Annotated in this window: 20 protein-coding genes; 8 read left to right on the top strand and 12 right to left on the bottom strand. The window is 67.8% G+C overall.

The features are described 5' to 3' along the window. On the top strand, nt 1-1,739 hold a 1,739-nt coding region (locus tag IT182_03485; protein ID MCC6162393.1), incomplete at its 5' end, for a DUF3387 domain-containing protein. Nucleotides 1,740-1,758: 19 nt separating this feature from the next. Here IT182_03485 and rocF read toward each other — a convergent pair. Further along, on the bottom strand, nt 1,759-2,694 hold the full coding sequence (rocF, locus tag IT182_03480; GenBank protein MCC6162392.1) for an arginase: 936 nt from the start codon (nt 2,692-2,694) through the stop codon (nt 1,759-1,761). A 111-nt stretch (nt 2,695-2,805) separates the two neighbouring features. Between rocF and IT182_03475 the strand changes: the two genes are divergently transcribed. The 3 genes from IT182_03475 to IT182_03465 are packed head-to-tail and all read left to right on the top strand — an operon-like array spanning nt 2,806 to nt 5,776. Further along, nucleotides 2,806-3,318, top strand: coding sequence for a DUF4440 domain-containing protein (locus tag IT182_03475; GenBank protein MCC6162391.1), 513 nt, complete (start codon nt 2,806-2,808; stop codon nt 3,316-3,318). Nucleotides 3,319-3,323: 5 nt separating this feature from the next. After that, nucleotides 3,324-3,806, top strand: coding sequence for a hypothetical protein (locus tag IT182_03470; protein MCC6162390.1), 483 nt, complete (start codon nt 3,324-3,326; stop codon nt 3,804-3,806). Nucleotides 3,807-3,820: 14 nt separating this feature from the next. After that, nucleotides 3,821-5,776: a gamma-glutamyltransferase family protein gene (locus IT182_03465; protein ID MCC6162389.1), complete on the top strand. Its 1,956-nt coding sequence runs from the start codon at nt 3,821-3,823 to the stop codon at nt 5,774-5,776. 54 nt (nt 5,777-5,830) lie between these two features. Here IT182_03465 and IT182_03460 read toward each other — a convergent pair whose 3' ends face one another. From IT182_03460 to IT182_03440, 5 genes are all read right to left on the bottom strand, one after another. Beyond that, complete coding sequence (locus IT182_03460; protein MCC6162388.1) at nt 5,831-7,003, bottom strand: DUF2961 domain-containing protein; 1,173 nt, start codon at nt 7,001-7,003, stop codon at nt 5,831-5,833. A gap of 56 nt (nt 7,004-7,059) precedes the next feature. Further along, nucleotides 7,060-7,545, bottom strand: coding sequence for a hypothetical protein (locus IT182_03455; protein ID MCC6162387.1), 486 nt, complete (start codon nt 7,543-7,545; stop codon nt 7,060-7,062). Between the two features lies 1 nt (nt 7,546). After that, nucleotides 7,547-7,744: a hypothetical protein gene (locus IT182_03450; GenBank protein ID MCC6162386.1), complete on the bottom strand. Its 198-nt coding sequence runs from the start codon at nt 7,742-7,744 to the stop codon at nt 7,547-7,549. 54 nt (nt 7,745-7,798) lie between these two features. Beyond that, nucleotides 7,799-8,551, bottom strand: coding sequence for a DUF4214 domain-containing protein (locus IT182_03445; protein MCC6162385.1), 753 nt, complete (start codon nt 8,549-8,551; stop codon nt 7,799-7,801). A 209-nt stretch (nt 8,552-8,760) separates the two neighbouring features. Next, nucleotides 8,761-9,786 (bottom strand): hypothetical protein, encoded by a 1,026-nt coding sequence (locus IT182_03440; protein MCC6162384.1) that lies wholly within the window; start codon nt 9,784-9,786, stop codon nt 8,761-8,763. Nucleotides 9,787-9,915: 129 nt separating this feature from the next. Here IT182_03440 and IT182_03435 point away from each other — a divergent pair, with 129 nt between their 5' ends. Then, nucleotides 9,916-10,395, top strand: a complete 480-nt coding sequence (locus tag IT182_03435) for a DinB family protein (GenBank protein ID MCC6162383.1) — start codon at nt 9,916-9,918, stop codon at nt 10,393-10,395. A 23-nt stretch (nt 10,396-10,418) separates the two neighbouring features. Here the strand turns inward: IT182_03435 and IT182_03430 are convergent, their stop codons facing one another. Then, entirely contained in the window at nt 10,419-11,381 is a 963-nt protein-coding gene (locus IT182_03430; GenBank protein ID MCC6162382.1) for a dienelactone hydrolase family protein, read from the bottom strand. 512 nt (nt 11,382-11,893) lie between these two features. On the opposite strand from IT182_03430, the gene aqpZ reads away from it, so the two are divergent. Genes aqpZ through IT182_03415 form a run of 3 tightly spaced genes read left to right on the top strand, consistent with a single transcriptional unit; the run spans nt 11,894 to nt 13,158 of the window. Then, nucleotides 11,894-12,589: an aquaporin Z gene (aqpZ, locus tag IT182_03425; GenBank protein ID MCC6162381.1), complete on the top strand. Its 696-nt coding sequence runs from the start codon at nt 11,894-11,896 to the stop codon at nt 12,587-12,589. A gap of 22 nt (nt 12,590-12,611) precedes the next feature. Continuing rightward, nucleotides 12,612-12,935 (top strand): hypothetical protein, encoded by a 324-nt coding sequence (locus IT182_03420; protein ID MCC6162380.1) that lies wholly within the window; start codon nt 12,612-12,614, stop codon nt 12,933-12,935. After that, nucleotides 12,910-13,158 (top strand): PEP-CTERM sorting domain-containing protein, encoded by a 249-nt coding sequence (locus tag IT182_03415; protein MCC6162379.1) that lies wholly within the window; start codon nt 12,910-12,912, stop codon nt 13,156-13,158. The genes IT182_03420 and IT182_03415 overlap by 26 nt, the downstream gene beginning before the upstream one ends. A 170-nt stretch (nt 13,159-13,328) precedes the next feature. On the opposite strand, the gene IT182_03410 is transcribed toward IT182_03415, so the two are convergent. The 5 genes from IT182_03410 to IT182_03390 form a co-directional block, all read right to left on the bottom strand. Further along, nucleotides 13,329-13,694 carry a hypothetical protein gene (locus tag IT182_03410; GenBank protein MCC6162378.1) on the bottom strand — a complete coding sequence of 122 codons (366 nt, stop codon included), beginning with the start codon at nt 13,692-13,694 and terminating at the stop codon, nt 13,329-13,331. Next, entirely contained in the window at nt 13,694-14,203 is a 510-nt protein-coding gene (locus tag IT182_03405; protein MCC6162377.1) for a hypothetical protein, read from the bottom strand. The genes IT182_03410 and IT182_03405 overlap by 1 nt, the downstream gene beginning before the upstream one ends. A 97-nt stretch (nt 14,204-14,300) precedes the next feature. Then, nucleotides 14,301-14,744, bottom strand: a complete 444-nt coding sequence (locus IT182_03400) for a hypothetical protein (GenBank protein MCC6162376.1) — start codon at nt 14,742-14,744, stop codon at nt 14,301-14,303. A 191-nt stretch (nt 14,745-14,935) separates the two neighbouring features. After that, the gene (locus IT182_03395) at nt 14,936-15,436 is read right to left on the bottom strand and encodes a DinB family protein (GenBank protein MCC6162375.1); all 501 of its coding nucleotides are present in this window, start codon (nt 15,434-15,436) and stop codon (nt 14,936-14,938) included. 33 nt (nt 15,437-15,469) lie between these two features. Then, a complete protein-coding gene (locus IT182_03390) occupies nt 15,470-18,442 on the bottom strand; it encodes a gamma-glutamyltransferase (protein ID MCC6162374.1) in 2,973 nt (990 codons plus the stop codon). Nucleotides 18,443-18,446 lie beyond the last annotated feature (4 nt).

The raw sequence follows: 18,446 nt of genomic DNA, 5'->3' as shown, positions 1-18,446 counted from the left end.
GGTCGGTCTTCGGCGACTACGTCAGCGTCTACGACATCCAGCGCGCGGTCGAAGACGGCGCCACGGTCCCCATCTATTACGAAAGCCGGCTCGCGAAGCTCGAGCTGAAAGAGGAAGAGCGCCCGCACCTCGACGAGGCCTTCGACGAGCTGACCGAGGGCGAGGAGCTCGAGGGGCGCGAGAAGCTCAAGACGAAGTGGTCGGCGCTCGAGGCGCTTGTCGGCACCGACCGCCGCGTGCAGCTCATCGCGAAGGACCTCGTCGAACACTTCGAAGCTCGCCTCGAGGCCATGGACGGCAAGGCGATGCTGGTGTGCATGAGCCGGCGGATCTGTGTCGACCTCTACAAGGCGCTCACCCAGCTTCGCCCCGACTGGCACGACGCCGATGACGACAAGGGCGCCATCAAGGTGGTGATGACCGGCTCGGCGTCAGACCCGAGCGACTGGCAGCAGCACATTCGCAGCAAGCAGCGCCGGGAGGCGCTCGCGAAGCGGTTCAAGAACGCGAGCGACCCGTTCAAGCTCGTGATCGTGCGCGACATGTGGCTCACGGGCTTCGACGCCCCGTGCATGCACACGATGTACATCGACAAGCCGATGCAGCGGCACGGCCTGATGCAGGCCATTGCGCGCGTGAACCGCGTGTTCCGGGACAAACCGGGCGGCCTCGTCGTTGACTACCTCGGGCTCGCCGATCAGCTCAAGAAGGCCCTGCACACGTACACCGAGAGCGGCGGCCAGGGCGAAACAGCACTCGACCAGGGAGAGGCCGTGGCGCTGATGCTCGAGCGCCATGAGGTGTGCTGCGACATCTTCCACGGCTTCGACTGGAGCGCGTGGACGAGCAGCTCGCCGGCCGCGCGTCTCTCGGTATTGCCCGCCGCGCAGGAGCACGTGCTCGCCCAGGAGAGCGGCAAGGAGCGGCTGCTCCAGGTCGTCACCGAGCTCTCGAAGGCGTTCGCGCTCGCCGTGCCGCACGACGAGGCGATCCGCATTCGCGACGATGTCGGCTTCTTCCAGGCCGTGCGCACGGCGATCGCCAAGACGCAGGTGGGCGACCGGAAGGGCTCGGGCGACATCGACCACGCCATCCGGCAGATCGTCTCGACGGCGATCGTGAGCGACCAGGTCATCGACATCTTCGCCGCGGCGGGCCTCGAGAACCCCGACATCTCGATCCTCTCAGACCAGTTCCTCGCCGACGTGCGCGGGATGAAACACCGGAACCTCGCGGTCGAGCTGCTCAGGAAGCTTCTCAACGACGAAGTGAAGGCGCGCTCGAAGCACAACCTGGTACAGGCACGCTCCTTCGCGGACCTCCTCGAGAAGTCCGTGCGTCGCTACCAGAACCGCGCCATCGAGGCCGCGCAGGTCATCGAGGAACTCATCGAGCTCGCAAAGGAGATGCGCGCCGCCCAGAAGCGGGGCGAGGAGCTCGGGCTCAGCAGCGACGAGCTGGCCTTCTACGACGCGCTCGAGGTCAGCGACACCGCCGTCAAGGTCCTCGGCGACGAGACGCTGCGGATCATCGCGCGCGAGCTGGTCGACACCGTGAAGCAGAACGTCACCATCGACTGGACCGTGAAGGAGTCGGTGCGCGCCAAGCTGCGCGTGATCGTCAAGCGCATCCTGCGCAAGTACGGCTACCCGCCAGACAAGCAGGAGGCCGCGACGAACACGGTGCTGCAACAAGCCGAACTGCTCAGCGACTTCTGGACACAGACAGCGGCCTCGTGACTGGTGGCGTGGCCGAAGGTCAGCTCAGCCCGGCCGACGGTGGCGCATGCCGTCGCACCACGGTGCTCTTGCCGAACAACGATTCGACGAGATCGACGGCGAGCACCGCCGTGCGATTGCGCTCGTCCAGCGCCGGATTGAGCTCCATGATGTCCAGCGAGCCCAGCAGGCCCGTGTCGGCAATCATCTCCATGCAGAGCTGCGCCTCGCGATACGAAAGACCGCCCGGCACCGCCGTGCCCACGCCCGGCGCGATCTCCGGATCGAGGATGTCGACGTCGAAGCTCACGTGCAGGTGCGTGCCGTCGTCGAGATCGGCCAGCGCCATTTCCATGGTCTGCCGCATGCCGACCTCGTCGATGAAGCGCATGTCGAACACGTCCAGCTGCTGGTCGTGCAGGAACCGCTTCTCGCCGGCGTCGACGCTGCGGATACCGATCTGCCGGATCGCTGACGGCTCCATGGCCGGAACGATGCCGCCGATGCCGGTGAGTTCCGGTGGACCGAAGCCGCACAGGCACGCGACAGGCATGCCGTGAAGATTGCCGCTCGGCGACAGCGTGCTCGTGTTGAAGTCCGCGTGCGCGTCGAGCCACAGCACGCGCAACGTGCGCCCGGTGTCGCGACAGTGCCGCGCCGCGGCGCTGATGGTGCCGATGCCGAGACAGTGATCGCCACCCAGCACGATGGGGAGACGTCCGGCTGTGAGGACCGCCCGCGCGGCGGCGTGCACGAGCTCATTCCATGCCACGACCTCCCGCAGATGCCGGCACCCGTCGACGGGCGGTAACTCGGGATTGCCGGGGCCGGCGAGGTTCCCCTGATCGACCACGTCCAGGCAGCGGCTGACGAGGGCTCGATGCAGACCGGCGACACGCAGGGCTTCCGGTCCCATCGATGCCCCGCGCTGGCTGGCCCCGACATCGGTCGGCGCGCCGATCAGTGTGACCATCATCTGCCTCCCTGGGCTCTCGCCCGCGTCGAACTGATGCCATTCTGGCCGACACGCTCGAGGATGTCTTGCCGGAGTGCCGCTGGCGCCGTTCCCCCGTACAATCGCCGCATCATGATTCGTCACTCGCTCGTCGGCATCGCGTGGACCGCGATGGTCGCCCTTGGTCTCACGGCCACACCAGCATCGGTCCGGGCGCAGACGCAGGACGAGCGCGACGTCGTTGCCGTCGTACAGAAGGTCTTCGACGCCATTGCCGCCTGCGACGCGGCAGCGGCCCGGGCCCTCTCGATGCCGGAAGGCCGGTTGTACCGGGTGGCGGTTGGCGCGGACGTGACGATACGCAGCCGCACGCTCGAGGAGTTCAGTGCCGGCCTGGCCGCATGCGGCCAGGCGTCCCTCGAACGCATGTGGCAGCCGCAGGTCCGCGTGCACAAGGGCATCGCCACGTTGTGGGCGCCCTACGATTTCTGGCTCGACGGCAAGTTCAGCCACTGCGGTATCGACAGCTTCGAACTCGTCAGGACGCCTGACGGCTGGAAGCTGGCGGGTGGCACCTACACGGTCGAGCGGGAAGGCTGCGCGCCGAGTCCTCTCGGCCCACCGGCGAGCGGAGGTGTCCGTTGAGGCCCTTGTCTGCGCCTGTCACATTCGCGCTGCTGGCGCTCGTCGCAACAGTCGGAACCGCCGCCGGGGAGCAGACACCAGCGTCGGCGGTTCGATGCGACGAGGTGCTCAGCCGGGAGGAAGCCACCGCCGTCGTGGGCAGCAGCTACGAAGGCCCGGACGTCAACGAGCTGCGTCCCGGCTTCACGCTCTGCGAATGGCAGGGTAGCGACAGCAACTTCGGCTTCACGTTCGCGAGTCTCAAGGCGCTCGCCGATGACTCGCGTACCGCGGATGAGGAGTTCGAGTCCGACGTCTCGGCCGTCGAGAACGACACCCGAAAGCGCGAGGTGTTGCCGGGCGTCGGCGTGAAGGCCGCGCTCGTCGCGCTCGGCGACGATGCACTGCTGATCTCCGTCCTCCGCGCCGACGGCGTCGCGCGCATGGTCACCTACAAGGTCGACCGCGAGAAAGCCCTGGCCCTCGCCCGCGCAATCGCCGAACCCTGAACCGCAACGCTTCCATGTCCCTCAGAACGTCGGAGTGGTGCTGGTCGGCGATCGTCATGCTGCTCGCGATGACTGGCGTCGTCGCGACACAACAGCGCACACAGGCACCCGGGTCGGCCACGCGCACTGCCGCACTGCCGTCACCACTACGACCGCTCGTGGCAGGGCCCAACGGCGGTGTCTCCACCGGACATCCGCTCGTCACGGCAGCGGCGTTCGAAATCCTGTTGAAGGGCGGCAACGCGTTCGATGCCGGCGTCGCCGCACTGCTCGTCGGCGGCGTCGTCGAGCAGGACCTCTACTCGCTGGGTGGCGAAGCGCTGGTGCTGGTCTACCCGGTCGCCGAGAAGAAGGTGACGTCGGTGGTCGGCCAGGGCTGGGCACCGAAGGCCGTGGACGTCGACTGGTATCTCTCGCGCGGCAAGACGCTGCAGGGTGCCGGTCTCGACCCTGCGGTGGTACCTGGCGCGCTGCACGCGGCGCTGACGGTGCTCGAGAAGTGGGGCACGATGCCGTTCGAGACGGTAGCGGCGCGTGCGATCGCGTATGCGCGCAACGGCTTCCCGCTGCGCCAGAGCACTGCCGACGGCGTGGTGCGCCAACTCGCGTTCATCGAGCAGTGGCCCGACAACAAGCGCTACTGGCTGAAGGCCGACGGCACGCCGCACAAGGCGGGCGACACGATCGCGCTGCCCACACTGGCGCGGACACTCGAACGGATGGTCGAGGCCGAGCGCGAGGCGAAGCGCCGCGGCCGCGCCGCGGCGATCGTCGCCGCGCGCGATCGCTTCTACAAGGGCGACATCGCGAAGGAGATGGTGGCGTTCCTCCGGAAGCACGAGGCGCCGTTCGACATCAGCGACTTCGCGGAGTACTTCGCGCGCATCGAAGCGCCCGCGTCGACGACGTACCGCGGGTACACCGTCTACAAGCACGGCTTCTCGAGCCAGGGGCCCGTGCTGCTCCAGACGCTCAACATCCTCGAGACCTTCGATCTCGCGGCGATGGGCCACGACAGTGCCGACTACGTGCACACCGTGACGGAAGCGATGAAGCTGGCCTACGCCGATCGCGACACCTACTACGCGGACACGGCGTTCGTGCAGGTGCCCGCCGAGGGCCTGCTCTCGAAGGCGTATGCCAGGGAGCGCGCGTCGCTCATCGATCCGCGCCGCGCGTCGAAGGCGTTCATCGCCGGCGATCCGCTGAAGCACGACACCCGCGTGAAGACATGGCCCTACGCGAAGTACGACATCGCCGACGGGACGGCGTCGCGCGTCGTCGCGCCAGCCGGAGACGTGTCGTCGATCGCGATGATGGAAGCTGACGATCGCGATGCCCTGTCGCGCGGGCTCGACTCGGCCGGCGTGTCCAAGGACACCACGCACATGGCCATCATCGATGCCGCCGGCAACGTCTTCGACGCGACGCCGAGCGGCGGCTGGATCCCGGGCGCCGTGATTCTCGGCGACACCGGCATCGGCATGAGCGTGCGCGGCGAGCAGTTCTGGCTCGACACGACACGCGCGAACCAGATCCGGCCGCGCGCCAGACCGCGCTACACGCTCACGCCGAGCCTCGTCTTCAAGGATGGGCAGCCGCTGATGGCGCTGGGCACGCCGGGCGGCGACAACCAGGATCAGACCATCCTCCAGGCGTTCCTCAACCTGGTGGAGTTCCGGGACCGCTGGTATCCCAACCCGCACGCCGCGCTCGAGTGGCCGCGCTTCCAGACGCTGCACTTCCACGGCTCGTTCTGGCCGCACGATGCCGGCTTCAACAAGCTCAATCTCGAGTCGGCGATCCCTGACGAGGTGTTCGACGAGCTGAAGGCGCGCGGCCACGACGTGAGCCGTCTTCGCATCTTCGGCATGTCGGGCTGCGCCACGACCGTGATCGTCGATCCCGAGACGAAGAGCCGCCTGGCCGCCGGCGACCCGCGACGCGACTGCTACGCCATCGCGTACTAGCGCGCGGGCGTCGCGGTCACGTCAGTCATTGGCCCGGATCCGACTCCGGGCTGCCTACTGAATCTCCAGGTAATCCTTCGAGGGCAGCGTCGGGAACGGCGCGTGCGGCTCGGTCTGATACCAGAACGCCACGGACGACACATCGTCCTGCAGCGGCAGATAGCGTCCGCCGCTGCGCCAGCCGAGCGCCTGGATCGTGACCTTCAGATCCTGATCGAAGCGGATCGGATCGGTGATGTGCCAACGATAGAGTGAGAAGCGCTGCTGTGACTGGTACACGCCATCGGGCTTGATGACGAGCGGCATGCCCGCGTACGGCGTGGAGAACGGCTGGTACTGCTTCGTGTCGCGGTTCTCGAAGTTGTACGAGCCGCAGAAGTAGTCTTCGGTCCCCGTCCCGACGATGGTTGCGAAATCGCCATCGCCGTCCATGAAGAACTTGATCTCGCCCTCGCCCCACCAGCCGTTGTTGTTGACGCCCCACGACATGTGCGTGCCCACGTAGTGGCCCTGCCCCTTCACGCCGTCGAGCAGCGTGTACACCTGCTTGTAGGGCACGGGGTTGGTGCGCCGGAACTGCGCGTGCAGGTACGCGGCATCCGGCTCGATCTCGGTCAGCGCGTAGGTGACCTGGTAATAGAGCGTCATCGCCTCCGGCGCGATGTTCTCCATCGTGATCCGCGCCGACTTGCGGAAGGGCATCGTCCAGTAGCTGTTGAAGGCGCTGCCCGGGTTGACGTTGACGGCAAGGGAGTTGATCTGGGCGTACTTGCCCCACCCGGACGCGAAGAAGTCACCGACGGGCACTTCGATCGACGGCGTCGTCTCGCCGTCCCAGTAGAAGCGCAGGATCGAGAAGCGCCAGTTGCCGGTGGGCGTCATCCAGATGTGTTGAATCACGCCCGAGCCGTCGATCTTCGCCAGCTCGAAGACCTGCCCCGGCTCGATGCGGACCGACGGGGAGACCTTCCAGCCCAGTCCGAGATCGCGCGCGGCGTTCTTGCCGGTGCCCTCGGTGGCCATCCCGCCCCTGCCCTTCTCGCCGGTGAAGTTCTCGGGACTGATCGACCGGGTCTTCGCCTTCGACAGCCGGTGCAGGTCGCCAACCCCCGTCGTGATGCCGTTGAACGGCTGCGCCGACGAGGGCCGCGGCTGTGCGTCGAGCTGACCAATCCATGCCGCCACGGCACACGTGGCCACGGCGAGTACGAGCCTGCGCTGAATCATGTGTACGCCTCCTGAACGAGGCGCAGTGTAGCGCACGCACGCGCCAGCGGCCGCGTCTACAGGTTCGGCTTCGCTTCGGCGCGCAGGAGCTCGAGCTCCGCGAGGGCCTCGAGATCCTTCGGGCGTCCGGCGGCTCGCTTGAGGTGGATCAACTGCGCGAGCGTGACAACGTCCACGTCGCGGTCGAAGACGCGCAGCGTCCGCGTCTGCTCGACCAACTGCCGGTAGCTCCCACCGCCGGCAATCTCGCCCAACAGGTCGAGGTCGCCGGCCGTGGTCGTGAGCGTGAAGTTCAGACCCCGCGTCAGGGTGTCGACATCGAGGACAAACGGAAGCCCGGGAGGAGCACCGCGGAGATACGGCGAGAGCGGTGCGAGCGCCGAGGCCAGGCGCGCGAGATTGGTCCGATCGCGGTCGTACACGACGTCCAGATCGATGGTGATACGGGGAGAACCGAGCACGGTGCCCGCGAATCCGCCGACGAGGACGAACCGCACCTCGGCATCGACCAACCGCTCCAGCAACGTACGGAAGTCGGTCACGTCAGGCGCGCCGGGCCGCGGCGCGCAACTCCTCTGCCAGCCGGAGCGCGGCAGTCATGCGATCGATCCGCTCGTCGATCGACCGCCGCAACTGCTCGCGGATCAACGTGCGATCCACGTGTTGTTTGTACACTTCGACAACGGGATCGACCACCGGCTCTTCACGGGCATCTGCGGCAACCGGGATCGTCTCGCGCATGCGCCGATTGTACGCCGGCATGCGCCGGTCGGCGAGCATGACAAGGCGCGTCGGCTACCGTCGGCGATTCCGGTATTCGGGGCTGTTGCGCAGTTCGCGTTCGACCTCGCGCTGGGTCCACCCGTTGTGGAGCACGTGCTGGATGTAGCCGCGTGCGCCGGCCTCATCGGGCTCGCGACCGAGCACGCTCCGATAGGCCTGGCGCACGATCTCCTCCGCTTTGGCCGGCGTCATCGTCGTACGCTCGCGATACTCCGGGCTCTTGCGAATGTCGTCGCGCACGTCCTGCTCGGTCCAGTCGTCCTGGAGCACGCGGCGACGATATTCCCGTAGTCCGGCGTCATCGGGCTCGCGGCCGAGCAGGTCACGGTACGCACTCCTGACGATGCCGTCGGGGTCGGGCCGGTTCGAGCGGTATCGGCCGCCACCTCCGCCACCACGATTGCCGTAGCGTCTGCCCTCGACCTGGATCGACGAGATCCGGTCGTTCAGCCCTTCACTCCTCAGGTTGCGGATGTCGGAGGTGATGACGTTGGAGTCTCCACCGAAGCGCCTGTTGTGAAAGACGATGACCTCGGCGCCGCCGAAGACACGGACCGAGGAGATCTGATCGTCCAGGTCTGCGGGCAGCGTCGCGGCGGCATCCCCGATGGCGATGCAGATGGAGTCGCCACGATAGTCCGCGTCGCGGTAGAAGCACGCACCGTCGCGAGGCTGCACCTGTCCGCGGCGCTGCGCGCTCGCCGGGGTCACGCCCCCGACCAGCAACACCAGGCCCACCAGTCCGACCGCAGCTCTGTGACTCATGATCGACGCCCTCTCCGCTCTCCGGCGCGACGTCTTCGTCGCGCCCGTCGCGACGCCCCGGCACCACGACGACCGTGGGCACAAGCGCCTGTGCCATCACAGCCATACCAAACACCGTGCCAACGGAAACAGCGAGAGAAGTCGCGGTGTGACGGCTCGTGGAGCCTCCAGTGTCTCAACCGGTAGACGGTATCCCGGCAAGGCCTCCGCTACTTCGCCACAGGCAGGTTGAAGGTCAGGTCCCACGTGTACGGCTTCCGCTCGGGGAAGTCTCCCTGGCCCTTCGCCCGGACGGCCACGCTGCCGCCGGCCTTCGCGGCACCGCTCACCACCGACAGCCCGCAGCTCGCCGCGCTGTTGAAGTTGAAGGTCATCGGGCCGCCCTTGTCGAACCAGCCCGTGATGGCACAGTAGGTCACCGCGTCGAGTCCCATCGGCGCGCCTCGCTTGAAGTAGATCGTCATCGTCACGATCGGCCGCCCCTCACCCCATGAGCCCTTCCGGAGGTCGTCGAGAGCGGTCGGCCCAGGCGCCTTGTCGAAGAACGCCACGTTCACCGAGTCGTCATCGGTCTCCGCCTTGTACAAGGCGACCCCGTGTGTCGGCTTCAGCGCCTGTCCGTCGTGGGTCATGGTCCCCGAAACCGTGTTGGGCGGGATCGCCGGTGCTGCCGGTGCCGCCGACGTGGTCGTCGTCGGGGAGGTGAGTCCATGGAGTTCGCGCAGGTTGGCCTCGACCAGGGAGGGCAGCATCAGCGAATATCCCTTCCCTTCGCCGTACACGATCCCGTTGAAGGTGAACGTCCCGTTCGGCAGCACGGCGCCGCCGATGGAGGCGGCGTGGCAGTCGCTCGCGGCCCCCTTCAGGACGAGCGGGCGCGAGAAATTGTGGAAGGTGACCGAACACGAGGCCAGGGCATCTCCCGTCGCCATTCTGACCTCGTCCTTGAAGACGAAGTCGATGAGCACAGCGGGGCCCGACGCCGGCTTCGGCCACGCGCCCGCCGCGCGCGCGGCGGCTTCGGCCTGCCCCGAGAGGGGCGTGCCGTAGAAAGCGAGCCGTACCTCCAGCGCGGGGCGCACCTTCACGAGCGCCACGGCGGGCGCGAGCGTCACGCTCTTGCCGTCGAGCGTGACCTTGCCACGCAAGTCGTAGTCCTGTGCCCCGGCAGGTGCGACACAGGGAATCACCGTGGCCAGACACACCGCGGCGGCACAGCCAATCAGTCGTCGCATGGTCGTTCGTCCTCCGCTCGTACAAGCGAACTTCGCGTAAGTTGCTTTCATCGGGCGGGCGCTGTGGACCCCTTGACACATGCCGAACAAAAAGCGAAACTCGGGCCTTCTTCTGACAGGAGGATGTCAATGTCGCTCGCCAGCCACGCCGTCTCCGAAATCAAGGGCGCCCACGAGTACTTCACCCGTTCCAGCCAACTGCTCACCGAAGAACACGCCAATCTCACGCCGGCGCCGGGGATGATGACCACCGTGCAACAGATTGCGCACGCGGCGCACACCATCGACTGGTTCCTCGAGGGCGCCTTCCGTCCCGAAGGCTTCGATCTGGATTTCGACAAGCATACGGCAGCCATCAACGCCGTGTCGTCGATGGCCGCGGCGCGAGCGTGGTTCGACCGCGCATTCGCTGCTGCCATCGCTCGCATCGAGCCGCTCAGCGACGCCGACCTGCTGACGCTTATGGCCGAAGGTCCGATCATGGGTGGCGAACCACGGATCGGCATGATCGGCGCCATCACCGATCACACCGCCCACCACCGCGGTGCGCTCACGGTCTACACGCGCCTCGCGGGCCTGGTGCCGCCGATGCCGTACATGGACATGTAAGGACCTGCGCACGGTTCCATGCATCAGACGAACCGCTTCAGCCACGCCCACGCCTCGGTCTGCATCTCGAGGTTGAACTCGTGCGGCGTGTCGTGCAGGCGTGTGCGGCAGTGGTCGGGCACGCCTGCCTTCGCGTAGCAGGCGCGCAGCTTCGCGTGGCTGGCCTTCACGCCATCGAGGTCGAAGAGTCCGTCTTTCGTGCCGCTGAAGACGAGCATCGGCCGCGGCATCGCGATCGAGGCGATGTCGGGATAGTCCAGGTGCCGGTGCACGCCCGGGATCACCTTCGTGTGGCCGATGGTGTTGCGCACATGCGTGCGGAGCTGGGCCGGGAACGACGTCATCCAGCAGACGACGACTGACGCACGAATCCGCTCGTCGAGGGCCGCGAGGTACGCGGCCCGTACCGCACCCACCGACAAGCCGACGCATCCGATACGCGCCGGGTCCACGTCCGGCCGTGTGCGCAGGTAGTCGACGGTCCTGATGTCGTCCCAGCACATCACGCCGGGCCAGGTGAATCCCGCGGCGAAGATCGTCCGTCCCACGAGCTGCTCGTTCTGGCTGGCGCGCGTGTTGAACGCGTCGATGCGTGTCTGCGGCAGGCTCGCCTGGCGCTCGCGCCAGTCGGTCGGGTCGTCGGCGAGCAACATCCGGCGATCGCCCCAGTAGAACATGTCGATGACGATGACGACGTAGCCCTGTCGCACCAGATCGATGGCAATCGCGCGGCCGCCGTAGTACCGCTGGCGGAAGCTCGTGAACACCGCGTGTTCGCCATCGATGGCGACGAGCTTCTCCTTCCCCCACAGATAGAACCCGCCGTGATCGTGCAGCGCGACGATGGCGGGCGCGGGAGCGGTGAGCGACTTGGGACCAGCACGAACGCGGGAACGCGCACGTCGGGCGTGGTGTTGAAGGCCACGCGTTCGCGAACGTAGTCGCCGCAGTCCACGCGCTCGAGTGTCTCGGCCGCGGGCTCGCACGGCGCCGGCACGTAGTGCAGCAGGTCGAGCACCGTCGCGCGGGCCGTCGGCGTCCAGGTCGCGAGTGTGTCGAACCGCGGCTGCAGGAACGAGAGGGGGAAGTCGGGTCCAACGACCTGGCTCTCGATGAACGGGAACAGTGATCCCACATCGGACGCGGGAGGCGAGGCGGCGGCCGCCTGCGCCGCATCTGCGGCTGACACGTGGCTCATCGTGCGCGCGGAACCCGCCCCGACATCACCGAAGATCGGCGCAACCCCTGCCGCAGCTGTCGCATGAAGGAACGCGCGGCGGTCCATGGGACTGCCGCCGAGCGGTGAAGAAGCGTCCGGCATACGCAACTCTATCCCGGACCATTCACGAGCGAGAGGAATAGTCACCCTCCGGGCTTCGACTCCGGCGCTGGATCCAGGTCGTCGCTCAGGGCGTTGCCAGGGCCACGTGAGTCGTGGGCTGTATACTCGCGCGCTGACACCGACAGTTCGTCGTTCGACCACTTCGGGAGGTGAGAGATGGGCAAGCGACTTGGAGCGGAGTTCCTCGGCACGTTCTGGCTCGTGCTGGGCGGCTGTGGCAGCGCGGTGCTCGCCGCGGCATTCCCCGACGTCGGCATCGGGCTGCTCGGCGTGGCGTTCGCGTTCGGCCTCACGGTGCTGACGATGGCGTTCGCGATCGGGCACATCTCGGGCTGCCATCTCAATCCCGCGGTCACCGTCGGCCTGGTGGTGGGCGGCCGCTTCAAGGCGTCGGATCTGCCCGGATACGTCGTGGCGCAGGTGGCGGGTGCGATAGCGGGTGCAGCCGTCCTGTACGTCATCGCCAGTGGGCAGACGGGCTTCAGCCTCGCGAGTGGCTTCGCGTCCAACGGCTACGGCGTGCACTCACCGGGCGGCTACGCGCTCGGATCGGCCCTGGTCACCGAGATCGTGATGACGTTCATGTTCCTGGTGATCATCCTCGGCGCCACGGACAAGCGCGCGCCGGCGGGATTCGCGCCAATCGCGATCGGCCTGGGCCTCACCCTCATCCACCTGATCTCGATTCCCGTGACCAACACGTCGGTGAACCCGGCGCGCAGCACGGGGCCGGCCCTCTTCGTCGGTGGATGGGCGCTCTCGCAGCTCTGGCTGTTCTGGATCGCCCCGATCGTCGGCGCCGCGCTGGCGGGTGTCGCGTATCGCTGGCTCGGAGAGCCGGATCGGGACTAGCGCCGGGCTTGCAGACAACGCAATGAAACACTTCTTGCTGTTCTACGACTACGTGCCCGACTACCTCGCGCGTCGGACCGCGCTGCGGCCTGCGCACTTCGCGCACGCCCGCGCCGCCAACGCGCGAGGCGATCTGGTGCTCGCCGGCGCGTGTACCGATGACGGCGCGCCGATTGGCGTGCTCCTCTTCAAGGCCGCCGATCGCGCGATCGTCGAAGACTTCGCCCGCGAGGATCCCTACGTGGTCAACGGCCTCGCCGCACGCTGGCACGTGCGCGAGTGGACGACGGTGATGGGGGCCGATGCCTTGACGACGGTCACTGTTCCAGCAGCAGGAGAGAACTGAGGCCTCTCGGTACTTCCTCCCGGCGCCAAAACTCATCCCTTTGGACGACTTGACGCAGCGGCGGCCCAAGCCGTCGGCCTCGCGCCATGAGTCCGACAACCACACCGTCGGTTTCTACAACAAGATTACCGGCACGCCCGTTCCGACGCCGGAGCCCGCCTCGCTGACGCTCCTGGGCCTTGCCCTGGCAGGGCTCGCAGCAGCCCGCCGCCGCGTCGCCTGACGCCCGCGACCTCGTGCAGTGAAAGAAAGGCGCCACCCGCGGGTGGCGCCTTTCTTTGTCTCCTGCCAGTCTTTCCACTTTCCCTGGCGACGATCAGCGCTTCGCCTTGACGACCGTATCGGGCGTGTCGCCGGCGCAATAGCGGACTCGTCGAGGCTCGGCCCTCTTCGTCACGTGGCGCGCCAGGCGATCACGGCAATCGCCACAACGGGACTTGTCACGGCCAGGCCAGCCGCGGCTGCAACCGACCGGTAGCCTTCACCCCTGACGACAGCGGTCAGGCTCACGACAACCGCGAGGAGGCCGAGCATCACGGCACTCACCCACCAGAAGAGCGACGGCAGCATCGCGAAGTTCGTGTAGAACGATTGCGGCTTCTGGTACGTCGCCACCGCGAGTCCGGAGACCGCCAGGGTGACGAGGGCCAGTCGCCAGGCGCGATGGGCCAACGTCCGCCCCCCGCCGCGACCGCTGACGTACCAGGCAGCGATGCCGACCGTCGTGAGAAGCGCTGCCGGTATCAGGAGGCTGTACATCAGCGAGAGCGCTGCGCGCGGACGGCTTTCACCAGGCCGAACTGCTTCCAGGCGCCGTCCTTGCCGAGGACATGGTCGACGATCTCCATCGCGCCGTCGGACTGCACGCGGTACTCGGTACGCCCACGCTCCGGCGTGCCCGCGTCGCCCCAGTCCACGATCAGCGCGCGGCCTTCGATGCGCGCGTCGACGGGCATGCTCTGGCCGCGGTTGTCGTACCAGTGCCCACGACAATGCCCGTCCGCACCGCACTGGTAGATCGCCTGCGCACGAAACATCCACGGCTTGCCATCCGGCAGTTGCATGCGATTGACGAACTCCAGCCGATGCGCCCGCCCATCGTCACCCAGCGCCGGCGCGAACGTGAGCTCCACTTCCGCCGACATCCCGCGCACCTGCCCGCTACCGCTCCAACTGCCGTGCAGCGTCTGCCAGACGTCTCCACTCTGCACGGCGCCACCAGCGGCAAGCAGGATCGACGTCAACACGAGCGTCGTGGTGTACAGCACTCAGCCCTTCCCTCTCACCAGCGGTATGACGGTTGCTGACGTGGATTGTGCTGTGGCCAACTGGAAGATCGCAATCGGAATGCGCGTGACGTACCGATCAATCGGGTGAGCCCAGCGCCTCGATGTCGGCCAGATCCTTCGCCCGTCCGGCCGCACGCTTGTTCGCGATGAAGTCGTCGCGCCCGAGGACGTCGACCGAGATGGGGCCGAACGGAGCGCGCAGGCGAAACGGCCAGGCGTCGGCGAACGTGATGCCGCTGAGCGCCGTGAGGATGTCGATGCGGCGTGGCGGTACTCCCATCTGGAAGACGATGCCAGGACGAGCGAAATCGTCTGTCGTGACCTGCTCGAGTGGCGCCCCGAACCCGGCAAGGGCCCGCATCACGCGAACCGCATTCTCCGGAGTCGCCTCGACCCACACATCGAGGTCACCCGTAGCGCGTGGGCGACCGTGGACACCAAGGGCGTATGCACCGACCACCAGGAAGCGCACCTCATGGTCGATGAATGCGCACAACAGATCGACAAAGTCCTGGTTCATCAGGGAAGCCCCCGCGCATCTGCCATTGCTCGACACTGAGGCGCCAGACTTCGGTAACACGCACATCGATCGGCAGCGCGGCCCAGTACGCCGGGTCATCGCGATCGTGTTCGGCGTTGGACCGGTACACCCGCGCCGTCATGCGGCTGCGACGTTCGGACCTGGAGTCCACGTTCAGAGTCTACGCTCTCTTACCTTTTTCCCTTTGACAGGCTCTTCCTCATCATCCCCACCTGTCCCCCGTGATAGGCCAGATGCTGCACCAGTCCCGAGACCGTCTGTGCGTAGGAGAGGCCCGTGCCGAGGGCGGGGTTGCGCGCGTCGCCGACGATGTCGTCCCAGCGGGACTCGGGGAACCCCGCGACGGCCTCGATGAGGCGCGCCATCGCATTGGCGAACGCGAGGTGCATCGCGGCCCAGCCAGCCTGGTCGACGGCGCGCGGCAACGGCCAGTCGCCTTCGATCGGATCGGCGGCCGGATGACCGCACACGCGGCGCGTGACCTCGTTCACCCACACCGTCATGTGCGCCACCAGTTCCGCGATGGTATGCGCGCCGTCGATCGGGCGCGCCATCGCCTCCGCGGCGGTGAGCCCTGACAGCAGCGTGGCGACTGACGATCCGTGCCACGGATCGCCGTCGTAGGCCCTGTGGAGTTCGTCGATCAGGAAAGACGTGCGCGTGGTCGCCATGGTGGCCTCGGCGGGCGCGTGTGACGCCCGCGTCTATCGTTGTACTGCAATCGCGTGGTGGGATCGACGGGGCTCCGCGCCTGCCTCGATCCGGCCCGTTGCCGCGTCGAACTGCATCACGGCCGCATATCCGTAGCGCATCTCGCCCTTGCGGCCGATCGTCTGGAAGCGATGGCCCTTCGCAGCGAGCGCGTCGAGCACGCGGCCGGGAATGCGGTCCTCGATCTGCACTCGCGCGACGAGTCCGGCGGCGTCGATCGGATCGCGGCCCACGAGCAGCCGCGGCGCCTCGATGGCCGCCTGCGCGCCGAGCCCGCCGTCCACGTGCGCCAGGACGATGCCGTAGACCGATGACGTGATCCACGCGTTACCCGCGGCACCGACGGCCAGGCGCGGGCGCAGCACGCCATTGACCTCTTCGCACACCAGCGTCGGCGCACTCGTCGACGAGGACCGCATGAGCGGCAACAGTTGCCCGTATGCACCGCGCACGGTGCGATAGCCGCGCAGGTGATTGTTGTAGAGGAAGCCGAGTCCCTTCGACACGTAGAACGCACCACCCCACGTCGACAGCGTCTGCGTGACGACGATCGTGTTGCCCGCGGCATCGCCGATCGCGAACGCCGTGGTGCCACGCCCGATCCGTTCGCCCTGTCCCTGCGTACCACCATCGCCTTCGGCTGCGAACGGCTGCGCGCGCAGCGGATCGATCCGGCCGAAGAGTGACGCGGCGTGCTCCGGCTCGAGGTGCGACGTCACATCGACGGGCCACAGCGCGGGATCGGCCACGCGCCGCAGCGGATCGCGCACCTTCCACGCTTCGATGGCGTAGTGCAGGTAGTCGGGCGACTCGGTGATCCGCGCACCGCGCGGCGGCTGGTACCTGTCGAGAATCTGCAGGGTCTCGATGAGCGCCGTGCCCGTCGACACGGGCGGCGGCGTGCCGAACACCTGGAGCCCGCGATAGCGGCCGCTGACAGGCGTGCGTTCGATGACCTGGTACTGCGCCAGATCCTCCACGCCGATGATGCCGCCGTTGGCCTCCATGTCGGCCGCGATGCGCTTGGCGAGGCTGCCCCGATAGAACGCGTCAGCACCTTCTGACGCAATTGCCGTCAGCGTGGAGGCGTAGTCGGCGTTGACGAAGCGCTCACCTGCGCGCGGCACGCGCCCGTTCGGGAGATACACACGCGCGGCTTCCGGCCATCGCTCCAGCTGCGGCCGTCCCTCGCGCAGCGTCGTCGGCAGGGCCTCGTCGAGCTCGTACCCTTCAGCGGCCAGCGCAATCGCCGGAGCAATGAGTTGCGACCACGCGAAACGGCCCGATCCGTATCGGCGGTACAGGTGATCCATCCCCGCGACGACACCGGGAATGTTCGCTGCAGCAGGGCCGTCGCCGACGATACGGCCGTCGCGGAAGATCGCCGGGTTGGTGAGCGTGGCGTGGATGGGCGACTGGTCCTTGTAGTCGATCACCACGGGCTCGCGCATGCCGTTCAGGAACAGCAGCGCCATCCCATCGCCCCCGATGCCCGACGCGTCGGGTTCGACGACACCGAGCGCGAACGACACGGCGATTGCCGCATCGACGATGTTGCCGCCCTGTTGGAGAATGCGCGCGCCTGCCTCGCTCGCGAGGCGATGACCTGACACGACCATCGCGTCCTGCGACGTCACTGGCTCGCGTACGAGCGGTTGCCGCGCCACCAGGTCGTCGACGACGACGGCGAGTTCCGCGCCAGTGTGCGCGGCCGTTGCGCGGGGCCGCAGTTGAGCCCGGAGCGCGTCCCACGCCGCCGCCTGCGGCCCAGACCGGTAGTAGAGATCGCGCAGCAGCAGCCATGTGCGATCGAAGGCGAGCGTCCACCGCACGGCGTCGGGTTCGACGGCGCTCTGTACGGGCTGCGCGCCGGCGTCTGGCGGCAGCGGCGCGGGAATCGTGCGCAGTCCGAAGCCCGCGCCGCGACCGAACACCGGGGGTGGGTCGGCTGGCACGCGCGCGGGATTGCCGTTGTAACGCGGCCAGTCGGCTGGCAGGTCCGCCAGGAGCAGCGTGCGGCCATCCGGCGACCAGACCGGGCGCGACCGCATGCGCGACACGAGAATCGCGCCGTCGCCCGCGCCGCGCGGTCGGCGGCCCGTCGCCGCAGGCCCGGACGGCACGGCCGTCACCCACACCGCCCCGTCCCCATCGTCGTCGGCCGCATACGCCAGCCGCTGGCCGGACGGATCCCACGCGGGATTCGACTCGCGCGCACGTGTGGCCGTGACGCGCCACGGGCGTTCGTCGACAGTCGTCGGCACCGGCTCACCGCCGTCGGGCAGCACGGAGAGCCCCGGCAGCGCACGCACCCACACGTCGTCGGAACCGTTGTCGTCGGCGTCGCTGCTCACGTACGCCAGACGACGTCCATCAGGCGACACGGCAGGATCACGCTCGTCGGCCTGCGTGTCGACGAGCACCTCGATGCGCGGTGGTACGTCCGGCGACGTGCCGTCGACGTTGATCACCATCAGTCCCCACTGGTCGCGCGCGCGCTGCGCGAACACGAGGCGACCGTCGGGCGTCCATGACGGCTGGCGTTCGTCGCCGGGGGCGATCGTGAGACGGCGCGGCGCCCCACCCTCGGTGGCCACGTAGAGGTCGAAGCCGCCGCCGATGTCTGCCGCGAACGCGAGCCGTCGACCGTCGGGTGCCCACGCGGGATCGCGCTCGACAGCCGGCGGCGTGCCGTGCGGCCACGCCACGAACGGCCGAGGGTCGCGGCCATCCGGCGTCATCGTCCAGATCTGATCGAGTACGGAGACGGTGATGCGGGTACCGTCGGGCACCCACGCCGGATCCTGAACCGCGCGCAGCGGCTGCGCCGCCTCCTGATGGAGCGCACGGGCTTCAGCTCGTGCGACAACGTGGCCCTGCTCCTGCGCGAGCACTACAAGGTGCAGCCCGCCCGCGCCGGCGACGGCGAGCGCGACGAGACGAACGAGGCGAGAACCCGCGTGCATCGAT

This window comes from Acidobacteriota bacterium, from assembly GCA_020845575.1.
Classification (GTDB): domain Bacteria; phylum Acidobacteriota; class Vicinamibacteria; order Vicinamibacterales; family Vicinamibacteraceae; genus Luteitalea.
The sequence above is the reverse complement of the archived record's forward strand: the minus strand, read 5'-3'. Positions and strand labels throughout refer to the sequence as shown.

Excerpts from the sequence above, each read along its gene's own strand:
- rocF (MCC6162392.1), bottom strand. The coding sequence starts at position 2,694 with ATGATGGTCACACTGATCGGCGCGCCGACCGATGTCGGGGCCAGCCAG.
- IT182_03475 (MCC6162391.1), top strand. The coding sequence starts at position 2,806 with ATGATTCGTCACTCGCTCGTCGGCATCGCGTGGACCGCGATGGTCGCC.
- IT182_03465 (MCC6162389.1), top strand. The coding sequence starts at position 3,821 with ATGTCCCTCAGAACGTCGGAGTGGTGCTGGTCGGCGATCGTCATGCTG.
- IT182_03460 (MCC6162388.1), bottom strand. The coding sequence starts at position 7,003 with ATGATTCAGCGCAGGCTCGTACTCGCCGTGGCCACGTGTGCCGTGGCG.
- IT182_03450 (MCC6162386.1), bottom strand. The coding sequence starts at position 7,744 with ATGCGCGAGACGATCCCGGTTGCCGCAGATGCCCGTGAAGAGCCGGTG.
- IT182_03445 (MCC6162385.1), bottom strand. The coding sequence starts at position 8,551 with ATGAGTCACAGAGCTGCGGTCGGACTGGTGGGCCTGGTGTTGCTGGTC.
- IT182_03440 (MCC6162384.1), bottom strand. The coding sequence starts at position 9,786 with ATGCGACGACTGATTGGCTGTGCCGCCGCGGTGTGTCTGGCCACGGTG.
- IT182_03435 (MCC6162383.1), top strand. The coding sequence starts at position 9,916 with ATGTCGCTCGCCAGCCACGCCGTCTCCGAAATCAAGGGCGCCCACGAG.
- aqpZ (MCC6162381.1), top strand. The coding sequence starts at position 11,894 with ATGGGCAAGCGACTTGGAGCGGAGTTCCTCGGCACGTTCTGGCTCGTG.
- IT182_03420 (MCC6162380.1), top strand. The coding sequence starts at position 12,612 with ATGAAACACTTCTTGCTGTTCTACGACTACGTGCCCGACTACCTCGCG.
- IT182_03410 (MCC6162378.1), bottom strand. The coding sequence starts at position 13,694 with ATGTACAGCCTCCTGATACCGGCAGCGCTTCTCACGACGGTCGGCATC.
- IT182_03400 (MCC6162376.1), bottom strand. The coding sequence starts at position 14,744 with ATGAACCAGGACTTTGTCGATCTGTTGTGCGCATTCATCGACCATGAG.
- IT182_03395 (MCC6162375.1), bottom strand. The coding sequence starts at position 15,436 with ATGGCGACCACGCGCACGTCTTTCCTGATCGACGAACTCCACAGGGCC.
- IT182_03390 (MCC6162374.1), bottom strand. The coding sequence starts at position 18,442 with ATGCACGCGGGTTCTCGCCTCGTTCGTCTCGTCGCGCTCGCCGTCGCC.